The sequence below is a fragment of the Halanaerobiales bacterium genome (assembly GCA_035270125.1).
Lineage (GTDB): Bacteria > Bacillota > Halanaerobiia > Halanaerobiales > DATFIM01 > DATFIM01.
This window is the reverse complement of sequence record DATFIM010000133.1, coordinates 1-17,701: the sequence shown is the minus strand read 5'-3', so window position 1 is coordinate 17,701 and position 17,701 is coordinate 1. Positions and strand designations below refer to the sequence as shown.

The following is a 17,701-nucleotide window of genomic DNA, read 5'->3' as shown; positions in this document are numbered from 1 at the left end:
CTAAAAAATTAGTAGGGTCATATTTTAAAAAGTTTCCAGAAAAGAAAGAAGTGTATATTAAAAAATGGATTAATTCAGATAATATCTGGCTGCAGAGAAGCTGTATATTATTTCAGCTAGGTTATAAAGAAGATACTAATGTGGATTTATTATTTGATATAATTTTACGTTTAAAAGATATAGATGAATTTTTTATTCAAAAAGCCATTGGTTGGGCTTTGCGCCAGTATGCAAGAATAGAACCTGAAGTAATTAGAACTTTTGTTAAAGATAATGAGTTATCTTCTTTAAGCAAAAGAGAAGCTTTAAAGCATCTATAAACAAATTATTTATTTAAAATGGAGTGATAAAATGAGTTTTGATGAAAAATCAGCCTCAGAATATGATAGCTGGTATGAAACAAAATTAGGTAATTTTGTAGATGAAGTAGAAACAAAAACAGCATTTGAGTTATTTCAACCTAAAAAAGGAGAAAAAATTCTTGATATTGGTTGTGGAACAGGTAATTTTAGTATAAAGTTGGCTAAAAAAGGAGCTAAGGTTGTGGGAATAGATGTTTCAGAACCAATGTTAGCTAAGGCAAGAAAAAAATCTGAAAATAATAACCTGAATATTGATTTTCAAAAAGGAGATGCTACAAAACTTAAGTTTGCTGACAATAGTTTTGATGCAGTTTTTTCTATGGCTGCTGTGGAATTTATAAAAGATCTTAAAAAAGCTTTTAACGAAATGAAAAGAGTTATAAAACCGGGAGGAAAGATTTTATTAGGTACTATCACAAAAGATTCTGATTGGGGAAGAATATATCAAAAACAGGCAGAGAAAGAAGATTCTGTTTTCAATGATGCTGAATTTAAAAATCCTGAAGATCTTGAAAAATTAGACCAAAAAAATCTTATAAAAACCAAAGAATGTCTTTTTATTGGTCCTGATACATCTGAAGAAAAAATAAATTGGAAAGAAGAAAAAAGACTGGCCACTAAAAAGAGAGGAGGCTTTTTCTGCACATTATGGAAGGTAAAACAATAATTTCCTGTCAGATTAGTTTTTATCCTTTGAATACTAATAAAGTAAATAAAAAAGTAAAGAAGGTAATTCATTTTATAGATGAATCAGGTTTGGAATATGAGAGCAATGATTTATCTACTATTATTCACGGAGAAGCAACTAAAGTTTACTCTCTATTAGAAGAAATAACTTATAAAATGGATGAAGGTGAATTTGCTATTACTTTAAATATCTCAAATAGCTGTGGTTGTGAAAGGGATTAATATTTTTTTGAGTATATTATTATTTTTTTGTTAAATATGATATTTTTTATATCGATTTAATGAAAAATATTGCTTTTTATTACTGATAGTTGTATAATGTAATAAATGGTGGTGATCAAATGAAAGAAAAAATGATGCGTTTGCAAAAGATGGAATTGAATAACTTTAAAAATATTAGACAGGGTCAGATTGAGTTTAACAGTTATAAAAGTGAAGATTTTTTTTCTAAGACTTCAGATGTATTGGGGATATATGGTCAGAATGGTTCTGGTAAAACTGCTTTTATTGAAGGTTTGTGGATACTAAAAATGGTTTTGCTTGGAGAATCTTTGCCTGGAAATATTAAAGATTATATATATCAGGGTGAGAAAGAAGCTTCTATTAATACAGTTTTTTCTATGAACTTAGGTGAAAATAGGTATCAATTATTTTATGAAATGGTAATTGAAAGAAGAGAGAATGCTGCTCCAGTTATTATCAAGGAAGACCTTTCATATAAAAAGCTTGAAGAAGATGGCTGGACATATAAGCGAGGAATAATAACTCACAATCTAGATGATAAAAAGCAATTATTTAGACCTCAGAAGAACTATAATTTACTCACAAAAAATAATAAGGAGGCCAAGGTTGACCTTAAGGTTGCTAAGGAGCTTGCCAAAAAGAATGAAACATCTTTTGTTTTTTCTAATGAGATGGATCATATTTATAGGGGTAATGAGGCCTTTAACGAATTTGCTGATATTATAATGGAAATTAAGCAGTATGCTCGGATGAATCTATTTGTGATCAGAAATTCTCGTTCAAGTATGATCAATGCCAATCTAATTATACCCTTCTGTTTTCAAGTTAGTGATTCAGAGAGAATAGAAGGTGGAGATCTGGCAATAGCTCTTTCTGAGCCGACAACAGTTCCCGAGCGGGTGCTTTCTACTGTTAAAAATGTTATCGATAATTTAAACATTGTTTTAAAAGAGATAATACCAGATCTTACAATTACAATTAAAGAGTATGGGGAAGAATTGGACGAGAATGGTGATCCAGTAATTAAATTGGAGTTGCTGGCGGAAAGAGGAGAAATTAAAATTCCTCTGAGATATGAGTCGGATGGTATTAAAAAGATTATATCTATTTTAAGTGCGATGATTGCAATGTATAATAAGCCAGGTATTTGTCTAGCGGTTGATGAACTTGATGCCGGTATATTTGAATATCTTTTAGGTGAAATCTTAGAGATTATTCAGGATAGAGCCAAGGGACAGCTGGTTTTTACTTCTCATAACCTAAGACCCCTGGAGAAACTTAATAAAGAGTCATTGATTTTTACAACCACTAATCCTCAGAATCGATATATTAGATTTACCAATGTTAAGGAAACAAATAATCTAAGAAGCTTTTACTATCGAGGAATTAAGTTAGGTGGTCAGGAAGAAGAGGTTTATGAGAGGACCAATGAATATAAAATAGCTAGGGCTTTTAGAGCTGCTGGTAAGGTTGATGCTGATGACTAAAAAATTAATTCTTTTTTTAGTAGAAGGTATAACAGAAGAAATATTATCTTTTTTGGACAAAGAACATTATAATAAGGGTGATATTTTAGAAATTATTCATTTACTTGATACTGACGGAGCATATATTAGTGAAGACTTTATTGAAAAGCATGAAAAAGATAAGAATTACTATTATAGTGATAAGTTATGCACCCGCAATCCTGAAAATACCAAAAAGAGAAATGATAAAAAAAGTAGGATTATGGATAGATTAAGTAGTCATTCAAAAATTAATGGAATTCCATATAACGCTTACTACTTATCCTGTAATTTAGAACATGTACTTCATAATGATCCAAATATTATTGATAAGAGTTTAAAGAAAGAAAAAGCTGAAGAATTTAGTGATAGTTATTTTGGACGGGAATTAGAGTTTTTAGATTTTATTAGAAATGGAGTTTTTACAGTTGCCGGTGAATATGAAGAAACCTGGGAGTTTATTAGGCAGGGAAATAACTCTTTAAATAGATATAGTAATTTACACCTTATTTTTGAAGATATTTAGATTGTTACTAAATATCTCAAATAGTTGTGGTTGTGAAAGGGAGTGATTTAAATGAAAAGTGAGGAAAGAAAAGAACTTTTAGAGGAGATCTATCAGTCTGCTTATGATTATGAAAGTGAATATGGATTTTGTGCTCAGGCTGTTTTGGCTGCACTTCATGACTATTTTGAAGGGATAGATGATGAAATAATAAAAGCCAGTCATCCTTTAGCTGCTGGAGGAGCTATGTGTGGAGATGGAGCCTGTGGTGCTCTTTTAGGTGGTATGCTTGCTATTGGTTCTTATTTTGGCAGAAGAAAAGATCAGTTTGGAGATAGTGATGATGAATATTGGACTGGTTCTTCCAGACTGGCTAATAAGGTAAGAGAAAAATTTATTGAGGAATTTGGTAGTGTATTATGTGGAGATGTTCAGGAATTATTAATGGGTAGAACTTATGATCTCTGGGATACTGCTGATTATAAAAAATTTGAAGAAGATGGAGGACATGATGATAAATGTCCTGATGTAACAGGAAAAGTAGCAAAATGGACAGCAGAAGTTTTATTAGATGAAAACATTAAAATATTAAATTAAGATTAAATTGGGAGGAATTTACTATTCTTTCTAGAAAAATTATTAATAAGAAGTAATAATATCCATTATCAATGAGAAGTGGATGATTTTGCTTTTATCAAATATCCAAAAATTATAAGGGGGAATAAAATTGATAAATAAAAGAAGAAAACTATTAGTAACCATTACTTTAGTTATGGCTGTTGTTTTAACTATTGGAATGACAGCTTCTGCTAGTGAATTAAGTATGTTAGATCGAGTTTTAACTGGAGAAAAACCTGAAGCTAAACAAAGTGTTAATAAAGCTCTGGCTGTTGAATCTATTGTAAATTACTTTAATTATGATGTTCCTGTAAAAGTTGAAGAAGCAAGTTTTAATGATGTTGAAGGCAATACACTGCGTTATGCTGAAGCAGCTTTGATGGCAGGATTAATAGATAATACAAATAAATTTAATCCTGATAAAGAGCTTAGGAGAGAAGAAGTAGTAGCTATGTTAATGAATGCTACTAGAATAGAAAAAAGAGTTTCCGGTGATATTCTCAATAAATATGCAGATGCAAGTAAAATTGAAAAAGAATTTAAAGATGAATTAGCTTTAGCAGTTGATATGGGACTTTTGGTAGGAGATGCTGAAAATCTCTTATTTCCAGATAGAGATATGACTACTAATGAGTTTGACGCAGTTTTATCCAGACTTACTACTAAGTATAAAAGAATTGATGTTTTATCTACAAATGACTTTCACGGTAAAGTACAGGCTGGAGAAGAACCAGGAGCTGCAAAATTAATGGGAATTATTAATCATTATCGCAGTGGTAATCCAGATGGTACTATTTTAGTTGATGGCGGAGATTCATTTCAGGGTACTCCAATCTCTAACTTGAATGATGGAGCACCAGTAATTAAATTTATGAATTCCGCTAATTATGTAGCTCAGGCAATAGGTAATCATGAATTTGACTGGGGAATTGAAAAGGTAAAATATTTTGATCAAAAAACTGATTTTCCATTGATGGCTGCAAATATTGTTGATAAGAAAACTGGAGAAAGAGTTGATTGGGCTACTCCAAGTAAAATGATCACTGTTGATGGATTAGATATTGGCTTAATTGGTATAGCTACCCCTGAAACTAGAGGTACAACCATGCCTTCTTATATAGAAGATATTAAGTTTATTGATCCTGCTGCAGTAATTAGTGAGTGGGCAGCAAAACTTAGAGCTAAAGGTGCAGATATGGTAATTGTAGTAAGTCATATGCCTGGGACAATGAATTATGACAGTGGTGAAGTCTCTGGTGAATTAGTTGAAACAGCTAGATTGGTTAATGTTAATGGTATAGTTGGTGGCCATAGTCACCATGCTGTTAATGCAATTGTTAATAATAATCCAATTGTTGAAGCAGGTAATCATGGACGTTATTTAGGAAACTTAAGATATTTTGTAAGTAATGAAAATGGAGAAATATATAATGCTACACCAATGGTACATCCTGTTCAGAAAAGTGTATTAGGTATGGCTAAAAGTCAGCCTATCCAATCAATGATAAATAGTTATGCAAAAACTATAGAGAAGAAAATGGCTGAAACTGTTATTACAACTGAACAAAAGTTAGTAAGTAAGTATAATGATATTTCTAAAATTGGTGCTTTAGCAACTGATGCGATGACAAATGTTGCAAATGTAGATATTGCTTTTCAGAACCCAGGTGGATTAAGAATAGACATTCCTGCTGGTAATGTAACAGTCGGTCATATCTATGAACTACTACCATTTGGTAATTCAATAGTAAAAGCTGAAATGACTGGAGAACAAATTGTGAAAATTCTGGAACAGAGTCTTACATTAAATAAAGGTATGTTACAACATACTGGTTTAGTAGTAAAATATGATATGGATAAAGAAAAATATAATAGAGTTGTAGAAGTAACTCTACCTGATGGTACACCACTTAAGATGGATAAAAAGTATACAGTTGCTACCAATAACTTCCTTGCTGAAGGTGGAGATGGATTTAAAACCTTTACAGAAGTTGAATTTACAGATACTAATGTATTAGTCAGAGATTCACTTCTTAATTACCTCCGCAGTCTGGATAGTATAGATGTAGATGCAGATAATAGAGCAGTAGAAGTAGATGATTCTGCTTACTTATTTGAGATTGATTGGGCTGCTTAATTAATAATAAAATCAAGAATTATTTGAGGTAGTATCTCTTTTAAAAAGAGGTACTGCCTTTTTTTTATTTCTAAAATTTTTAATTAGTTGATTCTATGATATAATTATATTATCAGATAGAGAGGGGTTATAAGATGTATAATTTAAAAAGATATCACAAAATATCTTCAAAAATTAATAATTTTAGAAAAGAAGAATTAGGGTTTTTGCCTACCAAGTTACATAAACTTAAAAATTTATCAAAAAAATATGATGTAAATATTTATATAAAAAGAGATGACCTAATAGGTTTTAGTTCTTTTGGGGGTAATAAAATAAGAAAGTTAGAATACTTATTTGGTGAGATTATAGATAAAGGAGCTAAATATGTTTTTACATATGGAGCAACTCAATCCAATCATGCTATGCAAACAGCAATTGCTGCCCGGAAATATGGTTTAAAACCTATTTTATATTTAGTTGATGTAATAGATGAAGATATAGATTTTCCTAGGGCAAATATGCTTTTAGATGAAATTTTAGGTGCAGAAATAAAAATTATTAAAATGAAAAAAGGTGAAGAAGAGTTTGAAGCAATGTATAGGGCAAAAGAAGAATCAAAAGAATATGCAAAAAAAATTAGTGAAAATAGTGATGAATATTATCTGATTCCACCAGGAGGAGCCTCACCGCTTGGCACTCTTGGTTTTGTTGAAGCTTATTTAGAATTAAAAGAACAGGAATTTCATAAAAATTTGAATATATCTCACTTATTTCATCCAACTGGTACAGGGGGAACTTTAGGAGGATTAACTGCTGCTAATTTTTATATAAATGATAATCTAAAAATTCATGGTATTAATGTTAGTCATAAAGATAATAGTTATTTAGACAAGACAGCTGATCTGGCCAATAAATCTTTAGAATTATTAAATATTGATAGTCGGTTAAAAGGAGAAGATATTAATGTAGATAATAATTATGTTGGTGAAGGTTATGAAATTCCAACCCAAAAAGCCAATCAGGCAATAAAAGAATTTGCAGAAAATGAAGGTATATTTTTTGATCCAGTCTATACCGGGAAAGCTGCAGCAGCTTTAATAGACTATCTCAAAAAGGGTAAAATAGATAAAGGAGAAAATGTTTTGTTCTGGCATACTGGTGGTACAACTGGATTATTCGCAGAACCCAAATTACTAGGAGATTTAGTATGATAATCGATTTACTGGAGGTTAATTAGATGAAAGTATATGCACTTGTTGGACCAAGTGGAACAGGAAAAAGTCATAGAGCAAGAGTATTGTCTCATGAATATGATATTTCACTTATTATAGATGATGGTTTACTTATCTGGAATGGTAGAATTCTTGCTGGAAAAACTGCTAAAAAAGAAAAAACCAAGGTGGGAGCAATAAAAACTGCTCTTTTTTATGAAGATAAGTTAGTTGAAGAAACTAAAAAAGGAATTAAATATAGTGGAGAAGATGAAATTTTAATTTTAGGAACTTCTATTGGGATGGTTGAATTTATAGTAAAAAGGTTAGATTTAAAAAATATAGATGAAATAATAAATATTGAAAATATTGCCAGTGAACAGGAAATTAATACTGCTAAAAATATTAGAAACAAAGAAGGGAAACATGTTATACCTGTTCCCGAAATTGAAGTCCAATCTTTATTTCCAGGTCATATAATAGATGTTTTAGAAATGTTTAGTAGCAGGTTTTCTAATGAAGAAAAAAAGGAAAGTTCTATAGTCCGCCCTAAATTTTCTTTTGATGGGGAATTAATAATTTATGATAAAGTTATAATAAATACTATAGAATATTATATAAAAAATAATTTTTCTAAAATAACTAAAATTAACAACATAGATGTGGAAAAAAAGAAGTTTGGTTTAGATGTTAATCTGGAGTTAACATTAAAATATGGAATTATTATTCCTGATTATATAACTGAGATGAAAGAATCTTTAAAAGAAAAGATAGAAAGTTTCACTGGAGTTAAAATTATCAATTTGTCAGTTTCAGTAATTTCATTAAGTTTAGATGATTAATCAGAAGAAGGAGGTGTAAGCAGTGAATTCATATCAAAGAGCCAAACTAGCTGAAAACACCTTAACTATAATTGATTATGGAGCTTATGTGAATTTTAAGGGAGAAGTTGTAGATTTGAGTGAAGAAATTAAGAATGCAGTAAATAATTCGAAACTTTATTCACCAGAAGAATTGGAGAAAATTAATAATGAGGTTAATGAGGTTTTAATTAATAGTGAAAATAAAGAAACTGAAATAAAAGTAACAAATGAAACAACCTTAAATGCTGCTAAACGTCTTAAACAGATAGAAGATTATGAGAAAGTTGCCTGTTTGAATTTTGCATCTGCTAAAAATCCAGGGGGAGGCTTTTTGAATGGAAGTAGTGCCCAGGAAGAAAGTCTGGCTCGTTCTTCAGCATTATATCCCTGTATAAAACAGAAAAAAGAAATGTATGATGAAAACAAAAAATATGATTCAGCATTATACTTAGATTATATGATATATTCACCTGAAGTACCTGTTTTTCGTGAGGATAGTGGTAGTCTATTAGATAACCCTTATAAAGTTTCTATGATAACAGCTCCTGCTGTTAATGCTGGAGTTGTTCGTTCTCGAGAAAGTAAAGAAAATGAAAATAAGATAGAGAAAAAGATGAAATATAGAATTGAAAAAATATTATCTATTGCATTAATAAATAAAAATCGCGCACTTGTACTTGGTGCTTTTGGTTGTGGAGTATTTAGAAATAATCCAGAAGATGTTGCAGATTATTTTAGAAAATTTATAAAAGAGGATGAGAGATTTAATAGCTATTTTGATAAAATAGTTTTTGCTGTACTTGATAGGAGTAGAAAAACTGAAACATATAATATATTTAAAAGGAAATTAATGTAAAATTAAAAAGGAATTGAAGAATTGATATAGAAGTATATTATATAACAATTTTATCAGAGGTGATAAATATGGAAGATGGAATTAAACAATTAATTGATATGGTGGCAAATCTAAAGGTTACTATGTTAGATAAATTTGAGGATATCGACAAAAGATTTGAAGAAATGGATAAGAGGTTTGAGGAAATCGATAATAGATTTGAAGCAGTTGATAAAAGATTTGAAGCAGTTGATAAAAGATTTGAAGCAATTGATAGGAGATTTGAAGAGGTTGATGGAAGATTTGAAGAGGTTGATAGAAGATTTGAAGAAATTGAAAAAAGATTTGATGGAGTTGACAAGAGATTTGATGGTATTGAAATAAGACTTGATAGAATTGAAAATAAATTAAAGGAACATGATAAAAGATTTGATAAAATTGAAGAAAAGTTCATAAATTCGCTTAAATTAATTGGTCATGATGTACAGAATAACAAAAGACATATAGAAAAACTAGAAAATAATGATGATTACTATAATGTAAGTGAATAATTTATTTATAAAGGTGGGGATTTTAATCCCCACCCTGGGAGGATAAACAAATTTTATTTTTCTTTAGGGTCTAACATATCTCTTAAACCATCACCGAATAAATTGAAAGCAAGTACAGAAATAAAAATTGCTATACCAGAAGATAAAGCTATCCAGGGAGCCTGTTCTAAATATCCCTGGCCACTACTTAACATATTTCCCCAGCTGGGTACAGGAGGTTGTGTGCCAAGTCCTAAATAACTAAGTCCTGCCTCTACAATTATTCCAGTAGCAATATTTAAAGTAGCCTGAACCATTATTGGACTTGTTATATTTGGCAAAATGTGTTTAAATAATAGTCTTAAATCACTCATTCCTAAAGCATGAGCAGCTTCTATATATTGATCTTCTTTTACTGATAATACTTCTCCTCTAACAAGTCTTATATAACGGGGGGTAAAAATAATACCTATTGCTATCATTGCATTTCTCAGACCTGCTCCCATAATTGCACTTAATGCTAAAGCAAGTACAAGAGAAGGTAAAGCCATCATTGCATCAGTAAATCTCATAATTATAAATTCATCTAAAAATCCTTGATAATATCCAGATATAAGGCCGATTGGGACTCCAATAACTAAAGCTATAGAAACTGCAATTAAACCAGCAGAAAGTGAAACTCTTGTTCCGTGAACTACTCTACTAAATACATCTCTCCCCAGACTATCTGTACCTAAAAAATGTTCAGAACTTGGTGAATTAAGAACTTTAACATAACTTGGCTCAGTAGGATCATAGGGAGCAATCCAGGGAGCTAAAAGGGCTACAAAAATTTCAATAATAATTATAATAGCACCAATAACAGCCAATTTGTTTTTATAAAATTTACTCCATAATACTTCTGCTCTACTTTTATCTTTTCTTCTCTTTTTATTATTTTCCTGAGAAATTTTTAATCTCTTTTCAGTTGTTGCCATTTATTTTGTTTCACCTCCTGCTTCAATCCTGGGATCAAGGAAAGTATAGATTATATCGACTAAGAGGTTAACGGTAATTACCATTACAGCCATAATCAAAATTGATCCCTGTAACATTGGGAAATCTCTATTGAAAATTGATTGTACAACCAATCTTCCAAAACCAGGTATACTAAAAATAGTTTCTGTAATAACTGCTCCCCCTAAAAATGCTGATAATTGAAGGCCAATTACTGTAATGACTGAAATAAGTGAGTTTCGAACTGCATGTTTTACTACAACTACTTTATTAGAAAGACCTTTGGCATGAGCTGTTTTTATATAATCTTTTTGTAGAGTTTCTAATAGATTTGATCTCATCATTCTCATTGTAACTGCTGCCATTCTAATTCCTAAGGAAATAGAAGGTAAAATCATTAGTTTTAAATTTTGGCTTAAATCTTCCCAGGGTGACACATAACCTGAGGGAGGTAATATATTGAATTTTACTGCAAAAAGATAAACTAGAAGTATTCCCACCCAAAAGCTGGGCATTGAAATTCCTCCAAGGGCTACTAAAGTAGAGGAATAATCAAATACACTTCCTTTTTTCACTGCTGATATTATACCAGCTGGGATTGCAATAATAATAGATATTAAAATTCCGAGTAAAGCTAATTCCATAGTTGCTGGAAGTTTTCTTAATATTGTTTTACCTACACTCCTATTATCCCGTACAGATTCACCTAAATCACCTTTTAGAACATCTCCTATCCAGCTTAGATATTGCATATAAAGTGGTTGATCAAGTCCTAACTTTGCTCTTAATGAAGATAAAGCTTCTGGAGAAGCCTCCTGCCCTAAAATTAAAAGGGCAGGGTCTCCAGGAGTAAGGTGAATTAAGGAGAAGATGAGTATGGTTACTAAAAGCAAAACTGGAATCATCATCATTAGTCTCTGTAATATATATCTACTCAATTTCTCCCCTCCTTTAGTTTTCTTTTTCTATCCAGACCTCTTCAAGTCTTAATAAACCATCTGCATAAGGAGTAAATCCTTTTACTTTTTCTTTAAATGCCTTTATTTCTCTTGGATGATATACAAACATATAAGGTAAATCGCGATCCAGATGGGTCATTAAATTCTGGAATAATTCTTTTCTTTTTTCAGGATCTGTAACTACCCGAGTTTCATCTAAAATATCATCAACTTTTTCATTATTATAATTACTATCATTTAATCCACCTTCACTATGGAAGAAACGATAGGTATTTCCATCAGGATCAAGTCTACCACTCCAGCCAAGAAGTGCAGCCTGATAGTTTCCGGCAGTAAGACGATCAAGTAAAGTACCAAATTCAAGTAATTCTAATTCTATATCAATTCCTACATTAGAAGCCATTGATTGAATTAATTGAGCAGTTTGTTTTGCTGTTGGATTAGGTGCTACCATCATTGTTAGTTTATAACCATCTGGTTTACCTGCTTCATTTAATAACTTTTTGGCACCAACTGGATCAACTTTTTCGATTTCTCTTTCTTCATTATGCATTGAAGTTCCAGGTGGGAAAGGACTATCGGCAGGAATAGCTGCTTCTCCAAATACAACTTTTACAACTGCTTCTTTGTCAATACTTTTATTTAAAGCCTGGGCAAGACGATTATCTTTTAAAGGCATTTGACCTTTGTTTACCCAGATACCCTGAAAGCCAAGACCACTAACCATACTTACTTTTATACCAGAGTCGGATTTTAATTTTCTAAGATCTTTGGGAGGAACTTCTCCTATCATGTCCAAGTCCCCATCAGTTAAATTAACAATCCTTACATTTCCATCAGGATAAGGTTTATAGGTGACTTTTTCTAGATATGGCAAACCTTCTTTCCAGTAGTTATCAAATTTTTCTAACTCGATTTTATCCTGAACTTCTCTTGCTACAAATTGGAAGGGACCTGTACCTACTGGTTGATTGGCAAAATCTTCACCAAGTTCTTTAACAGCAGTAGGAGATACCATCATTCCAGCTCTATCAGCAAGGGAAGCTAAAAATGGTGTAAAAGGCTTTGATAGTTCTACAGCAATTTTATAATCACTTACAATTTCAATATTTTCGATAAGACTTAATTCACTTTTTCTTGGTGAACCTAATTTATCATCCCGCATTCTTTCAAAATTAAATTTCACAGCCTGAGCATTAAATTTTGTTCCATCATGAAATTTTACATTTTCTCTTAATTTAAAAACATAACGAGTCCCGTCATTTTCAATTGTCCAATCTTTTGCCAGTCCAGGGACAAGATTCATATTATTATCTACTTCAACTAAGGTATCATATAAACTCTGGAAAACCTGTCTATCTACTTTTGCAGTAGAGAGATGGGGATCAAGCATTGGGGGATCAGCTTCTAAACCAACTGTTAATTCTCCTCCACCTTTTTCTGCGGCAAAACCTGTACCACTAAAGATCAGAAATGTCATTATTAATAGTAAAACAAGTAATTTTTTCATTAATTATCTACTCTCCTTTTCAATACTTTTAATTAATTTTTTTTACTAGAATTTCTAAAGAAGACAATATTTTTTGTGAATCACCTCCTAAATGTTTATTTATTTAATAAAAATTTAATGATTTAACAATTTAGCGAATTAAACAACTGTATATTTAGTTTTATAGTATATCATCGAATTTTGTCGTTGTAAAGGGTTTTATAGAAGTTATAAATTTTTATAATTTTGTGATAAAAGGAGTTTTAAGTTATATATAGAAGAAATATATAGAAAGAAAAAATGAGGAAGGGATATTATGAGCTGCCCATTTTGTAATATTAATGAGGATAAAATTATAGCTAAAAATAAATTTTCTTATGCTATTTATGATAAATACCCAGTTAATAAAGGGCATATTCTTATTATTTCAAAAGAACATATTCGTGATTATTTTGATGCCAGTACTGAAGTTAGAGAAGCTATTTTTGATCTAATGGAAGACTGTAAATCTTTGTTAGATAATAAATATAATCCTAATGGTTATAATATAGGCTTTAACTGTGGGAAAGAAGCAGGACAAACAATTATGCACTTCCATCTACATTTAATACCTAGATATGAAGGAGATATAGAAGATCCAACTGGTGGAGTAAGAGGGGTTATTCCAGAAAAAAGAGTTTATTAAGAAGGATGTGATTTTATTTATGGATGAAGTAGAGAAATATTATGATCAGGCTGCCAAAGAAGAATGGGACCGTCTTAAAAGACATAAAGTTGAATTTGATATTACAAAAAGATATATGCAAAAATATATTGCTCCGAAATCAAAAGTATTGGATGTTGGGGGAGGGCCTGGTAGATATGCTATATTTTTGGCCAAAAAAGGACATGATGTTACTTTATTAGATCTCTCAAAAGAAAATATAAAACTTGCTAAGAAAAAAGCTGAAGAAAATAATCTTGAACTTAAAAAATATATTCATGGAAATGCACTTAAACTTGAGGAAGATGTTAAAGAGAAGTTTGATACAGTTTTATGTATGGGACCTTTATATCATTTAACTGATAAAAATGAACGAAAAAAAGTTGTTAATCAGTGTTTAAAAAGATTAAAAAAAGGTGGAAAACTATTTGTCTCCTTTATTTCTGCCTATGCCCCGACAATTGATTTTATAAAAAAGAATCCAGAAGAATTAGCTAAATATGGAAGTGACTTTTTACTTAATTATTTAGAGGATGGCAAAAATATTGTTAGTTCAGATAACCCTGGTTTTATTACTGCTCATTTTATTAATCCTGCTGAAATTGAACCTTTTATGAATAATTTTGCTCTTAAAAAAGAAGTTATAAGTGGAATAGAAGGTTTAACAGCACAAAATGAAGAAAAAATAAATAAATTATCTGATAAAGCTTATGAGGAATGGTTGGATTTAATTTTTGAAACTTCGAAAAATCCGATGACCTGGGCCAGCTGTGAACATCTCTTATATATTGGTACTAAAATATAAGTTAGGAATGATTAGAAAGGAGATATTATGGGTGATTCCTTAGTTGCTTTTGGAAAAGAAAGATCATATTTTGCTAAAAATTCAGATAGGGATACAGCTGAAAGGCAGTTGATCTGTATTTCAGAAAAACCGAATGAAGATTTTTATAATAACCCTTTTGAGGAAAAAGTTGAAAAATATATTGAAAATTCTTTTTCTACCCTTGAAGATATTTTTTCTGAATTTAATAATAACTATAAAGCTGTAGTTTCAAAACCTGTCTGGACCTGGGGAGCTGAGATGGGAGTTAATGAATATGGAGTTTCTATTGGTAATCAGGCTGTGTTTTCTAAAGAAGAAGTTTCTAAAAAAGGTCTTTTAGGAGTGGATATACTTCGACTTGCACTTCACAATTCTAAAACTGCTAAAGAGGCAGTTGATTTTATAATTAAGCTTATAGAAAATCATGGACAGGGAGGAGATGGTGGCTATAAGCGTAGTTTGAAATATGATAATTCTTTTTTGATAAGAGATTTTGCTAAGGCTTATCTTTTAGAAAGTGCCGGTAAGCATTGGGCAGTAAAAGAAATTAAGGAATATAAAAAAGCTGTTTCTAATGCTTATAGTATAAAAGATGATTATGATAGAATTGATAAAAAAATAAAAAGTGTTGATAATTTTAAGAATGAATATGAAAACAAGTTAAAAACATATTTTGCTAAAGGGAATACAAGGAAAAATTTTATTAATGATTTTCTGGAAGATAATGATTTTTATTTAAGCTCTATTATGAAGTTGCTTCGCTCACATATTAGTAAAGAAAATAAATTAAAAAGAGGCAGAAAAGCTATTTGTATGCATTCAGCCTGGGCGGTTAAGTCAGAAACAACTTCTTCTATGATAGTAGAATATTTTGCTGATGATTTTATAATCTGGATGACAGCTTCTCCTAATCCCTGTGTTTCACTTTATAAACCTTTGATTATGAGTGAAGAGAGTCATGGTTTTATTGATAAATTTAAAGATAAATGTTCGGCACTCAGATTTTCCAGTGATTGGAGAGAATTGTCCCATAGATTGATAGATGACTGGTCTTTTTTTGCCAGAACTATTAGTGTTTTGCGTGATAAAAAAGAAAAAGAAATAAAAGAAAATATGCATAAGGCTTTTTTGGATAATAAAGATAAAGTCAAAGTTTGTAACGAATCTCTCGAATTAGCTGAGGAGTTTCGTGAAGATTTATATAAATTATGGTAGGTGATATTATTAGAATTTTAATAGATGCAGATAGCTGTCCGGTAATAGATTTAACTGAAGAAATTTCAGAGGAATATAAAATTGAAGTTCTGATTTTTGTAGATTATGATCATCAGTTAGACTCTGATTATGGTAAAATAATTAAGATGGATACAGAAAATCAATCAGTTGATATGGAAATTGTAAATAGAAGTCAGAGTGGGGATATTGTTATAACTCAGGATTATGGTCTGGCTGCTTTAGTACTTGGAAGAGGTGTTTATGTTCTGAATTTTTATGGCAAAGAATATACTGAACATAATATAGATAATTTACTGATGAGAAGACATCATAATGCAAAAATGAGAAGAGCTGGTAAAAGACATCCATCTCATAGTAAACGTACCCAAAAAGATGACAGTAAATATAAAAAAGGATTAATTGAAATTATAGAGAGAGAAAAATCTCGCTAAATTAACTGCTGGAGGAGATATTGTGATTTTGTCTGAAAATTTCTTTAAAGAGGATGCTATTACTGTAGCAAAAGAGCTTATTGGTAAAAAACTTATAAGAAAGATAGACAATAAAATTATCGAAACAAAGATTGTAGAGACTGAAGCTTATATGGGGCCTGAAGATAAAGCGTCCCATGCTTATGGTAATAAAAAGACTAAAAGGACTGTGACAATGTTTAAAAGAGGTGGAATAGCTTATATTTATCTTATTTATGGTATGTATTATTGTTTTAATATAGTAACTGCAAATGAGGGTAAGCCTGAAGCGGTATTGATTAGAGCAGTTGAACCCCTTTCTGAGCTGGAGATTATTAAAAGTAATAGAGACATTAAGAGTGAGAAAAAAGAAGATTTAACAAATGGCCCGGGGAAGTTATGTCAGGCCCTTCAGATCAACAAAAAATTAAATGGAATTAATCTGACTGCTAATGAACATTTATATATTAAAGAAGATGAAGAAAATAATTTTGAAATAGGGACAGGTAAAAGAATAAATATTGATTATGCAGAAGAATATAAAGATAAACTATGGCGTTTTTATTTAAAAGGAAGTTCTTTTTTATCTAAATAATTAAAATCTATTATTTAGTAAAAAGAATTCCCAGATATAATCATTTGTTTTCACTAAGTTTTCTTTTTTTATTTTAAGAAAGTGTAATCTTTCGCCTGATTTTATTTCTTCTTTTACTCCATCATCTCGGATGATGGAAAAATTTTGTCTGGCCTCATATCCTTTTATTGTATAGTATTTTCTATCTGTTTCATATAATTTTTCGCATTTTTGCTGATAAATAAACTCGTTACTGGATTTTATAGGATATAAATTTCCATTTCTTTCTAAGATAATACCTCCTATTAAGGAAATAGCAATTTTATAATTTTCTTTATTATAATATTCTCGCAAATTTTCTATTCGTTCATTTTTAAATATAAGATTTAGTTGATTATTTTCTAAATAATACCCCCCATCTTTAAGATAAAGCATAACAATTATGTTATCCAGATATTCCAACATTTCTTTTTCATAATAACCTCTATTTTTATTTTCAAGATTATCATCTAAAAGTGAGGCAAAAGCATAGATTTCTTTATCTGAGAACTTTGAATTGAGGTAATTTAAAATCTCAAGATATTTTTTAGAATTATCTTTTGTACCAAAATTTATCCATTCCAGATCAACTATAATTCCATCATAATTTAAATCTAATTTTTCTAATTGTGAGTGATTTGCATCAATTATTTCCTGATATTGATCATAAATTTCAAGAAAGTTTTTACCCCCAAAACTATCTAAAAACCATAGATAGATTTTTTTATTATCTTTTTTCAATTCTTCTATAAAATAATTGAGATTTTCCTGACTGGTTTTATAAAAAAAGGCACTTCCTCGCTCAAAAACCTTTCTTGAGCCAAGATGAATAATAATTTCATGATATTCTTCTAATTCTTGAAGAAGCTGATCTACTTTTGTGTTATTTTTTTCTCTAAAAATATTTATTATTTTTTGGTTATCAGCAAGAATTATCCCCTGACTTTGTACT

20 protein-coding genes are annotated in these 17,701 nt (G+C 30.3%); 16 read left to right on the top strand and 4 right to left on the bottom strand.

Annotated elements, in window-relative coordinates; all coding sequences use genetic code 11:
- The 11 genes from VJ881_06980 to VJ881_06930 all read left to right on the top strand — a co-directional run.
- On the top strand, window positions 1-320 hold a 320-nt coding region (locus VJ881_06980), incomplete at its 5' end, for a DNA alkylation repair protein (GenBank protein ID HKL75795.1).
- A 31-nt stretch (window positions 321-351) separates the two neighbouring features.
- Window positions 352-1,029 carry a class I SAM-dependent methyltransferase gene (locus VJ881_06975; GenBank protein HKL75794.1) on the top strand — a complete coding sequence of 226 codons (678 nt, stop codon included), beginning with the start codon at window positions 352-354 and terminating at the stop codon, window positions 1,027-1,029.
- Window positions 1,011-1,271 (top strand): YkoF family thiamine/hydroxymethylpyrimidine-binding protein, encoded by a 261-nt coding sequence (locus tag VJ881_06970; GenBank protein ID HKL75793.1) that lies wholly within the window; start codon window positions 1,011-1,013, stop codon window positions 1,269-1,271. The genes VJ881_06975 and VJ881_06970 overlap by 19 nt, the downstream gene beginning before the upstream one ends.
- A 119-nt stretch (window positions 1,272-1,390) precedes the next feature.
- Complete coding sequence (locus VJ881_06965) at window positions 1,391-2,779, top strand: AAA family ATPase (protein ID HKL75792.1); 1,389 nt, start codon at window positions 1,391-1,393, stop codon at window positions 2,777-2,779.
- A complete protein-coding gene (locus VJ881_06960; GenBank protein HKL75791.1) occupies window positions 2,772-3,323 on the top strand; it encodes a hypothetical protein in 552 nt (183 codons plus the stop codon). The genes VJ881_06965 and VJ881_06960 overlap by 8 nt, the downstream gene beginning before the upstream one ends.
- A 51-nt stretch (window positions 3,324-3,374) precedes the next feature.
- The gene (locus VJ881_06955; GenBank protein HKL75790.1) at window positions 3,375-3,899 is read left to right on the top strand and encodes a C-GCAxxG-C-C family protein; all 525 of its coding nucleotides are present in this window, start codon (window positions 3,375-3,377) and stop codon (window positions 3,897-3,899) included.
- A 130-nt stretch (window positions 3,900-4,029) separates the two neighbouring features.
- Window positions 4,030-6,057, top strand: a complete 2,028-nt coding sequence (locus tag VJ881_06950) for a 5'-nucleotidase C-terminal domain-containing protein (GenBank protein ID HKL75789.1) — start codon at window positions 4,030-4,032, stop codon at window positions 6,055-6,057.
- 134 nt (window positions 6,058-6,191) lie between these two features.
- Window positions 6,192-7,250, top strand: coding sequence for a pyridoxal-phosphate dependent enzyme (locus VJ881_06945; GenBank protein ID HKL75788.1), 1,059 nt, complete (start codon window positions 6,192-6,194; stop codon window positions 7,248-7,250).
- Window positions 7,251-7,276: 26 nt separating this feature from the next.
- Window positions 7,277-8,092 (top strand): Asp23/Gls24 family envelope stress response protein, encoded by an 816-nt coding sequence (locus VJ881_06940; GenBank protein HKL75787.1) that lies wholly within the window; start codon window positions 7,277-7,279, stop codon window positions 8,090-8,092.
- A gap of 22 nt (window positions 8,093-8,114) precedes the next feature.
- The gene (locus VJ881_06935) at window positions 8,115-8,969 is read left to right on the top strand and encodes a TIGR02452 family protein (GenBank protein ID HKL75786.1); all 855 of its coding nucleotides are present in this window, start codon (window positions 8,115-8,117) and stop codon (window positions 8,967-8,969) included.
- Window positions 8,970-9,037: 68 nt separating this feature from the next.
- A complete protein-coding gene (locus VJ881_06930) occupies window positions 9,038-9,499 on the top strand; it encodes a hypothetical protein (protein ID HKL75785.1) in 462 nt (153 codons plus the stop codon).
- A gap of 53 nt (window positions 9,500-9,552) precedes the next feature.
- On the opposite strand, the gene VJ881_06925 is transcribed toward VJ881_06930, so the two are convergent.
- From VJ881_06925 to VJ881_06915, 3 genes are read right to left on the bottom strand one after another with little or no spacing between them, the layout of a single operon-like run.
- Window positions 9,553-10,455 carry an ABC transporter permease gene (locus VJ881_06925; GenBank protein ID HKL75784.1) on the bottom strand — a complete coding sequence of 301 codons (903 nt, stop codon included), beginning with the start codon at window positions 10,453-10,455 and terminating at the stop codon, window positions 9,553-9,555.
- Window positions 10,456-11,412, bottom strand: coding sequence for a nickel ABC transporter permease (gene nikB, locus VJ881_06920; GenBank protein HKL75783.1), 957 nt, complete (start codon window positions 11,410-11,412; stop codon window positions 10,456-10,458).
- Window positions 11,413-11,425: 13 nt separating this feature from the next.
- Window positions 11,426-12,943: an ABC transporter substrate-binding protein gene (locus VJ881_06915; GenBank protein HKL75782.1), complete on the bottom strand. Its 1,518-nt coding sequence runs from the start codon at window positions 12,941-12,943 to the stop codon at window positions 11,426-11,428.
- A gap of 295 nt (window positions 12,944-13,238) precedes the next feature.
- Between VJ881_06915 and VJ881_06910 the strand changes: the two genes are divergently transcribed.
- Genes VJ881_06910 through VJ881_06890 form a run of 5 tightly spaced genes read left to right on the top strand, consistent with a single transcriptional unit; the run spans window position 13,239 to window position 16,731 of the window.
- Window positions 13,239-13,607: an HIT family protein gene (locus VJ881_06910; GenBank protein HKL75781.1), complete on the top strand. Its 369-nt coding sequence runs from the start codon at window positions 13,239-13,241 to the stop codon at window positions 13,605-13,607.
- A 19-nt stretch (window positions 13,608-13,626) separates the two neighbouring features.
- Complete coding sequence (locus VJ881_06905) at window positions 13,627-14,430, top strand: methyltransferase domain-containing protein (GenBank protein ID HKL75780.1); 804 nt, start codon at window positions 13,627-13,629, stop codon at window positions 14,428-14,430.
- Window positions 14,431-14,457: 27 nt separating this feature from the next.
- Entirely contained in the window at window positions 14,458-15,666 is a 1,209-nt protein-coding gene (locus VJ881_06900) for a hypothetical protein (protein HKL75779.1), read from the top strand.
- Window positions 15,660-16,118: a YaiI/YqxD family protein gene (locus VJ881_06895; GenBank protein ID HKL75778.1), complete on the top strand. Its 459-nt coding sequence runs from the start codon at window positions 15,660-15,662 to the stop codon at window positions 16,116-16,118. Before VJ881_06900 ends, VJ881_06895 begins: the two co-directional genes overlap by 7 nt.
- Window positions 16,119-16,140: 22 nt before the next feature.
- On the top strand, window positions 16,141-16,731 hold the full coding sequence (locus VJ881_06890; protein HKL75777.1) for a DNA-3-methyladenine glycosylase: 591 nt from the start codon (window positions 16,141-16,143) through the stop codon (window positions 16,729-16,731).
- On the opposite strand, the gene VJ881_06885 is transcribed toward VJ881_06890, so the two are convergent.
- The coding region (locus VJ881_06885) for a hypothetical protein (protein HKL75776.1) at window positions 16,732-17,701 on the bottom strand (970 nt) is incomplete at its 5' end. It lies immediately after the preceding gene.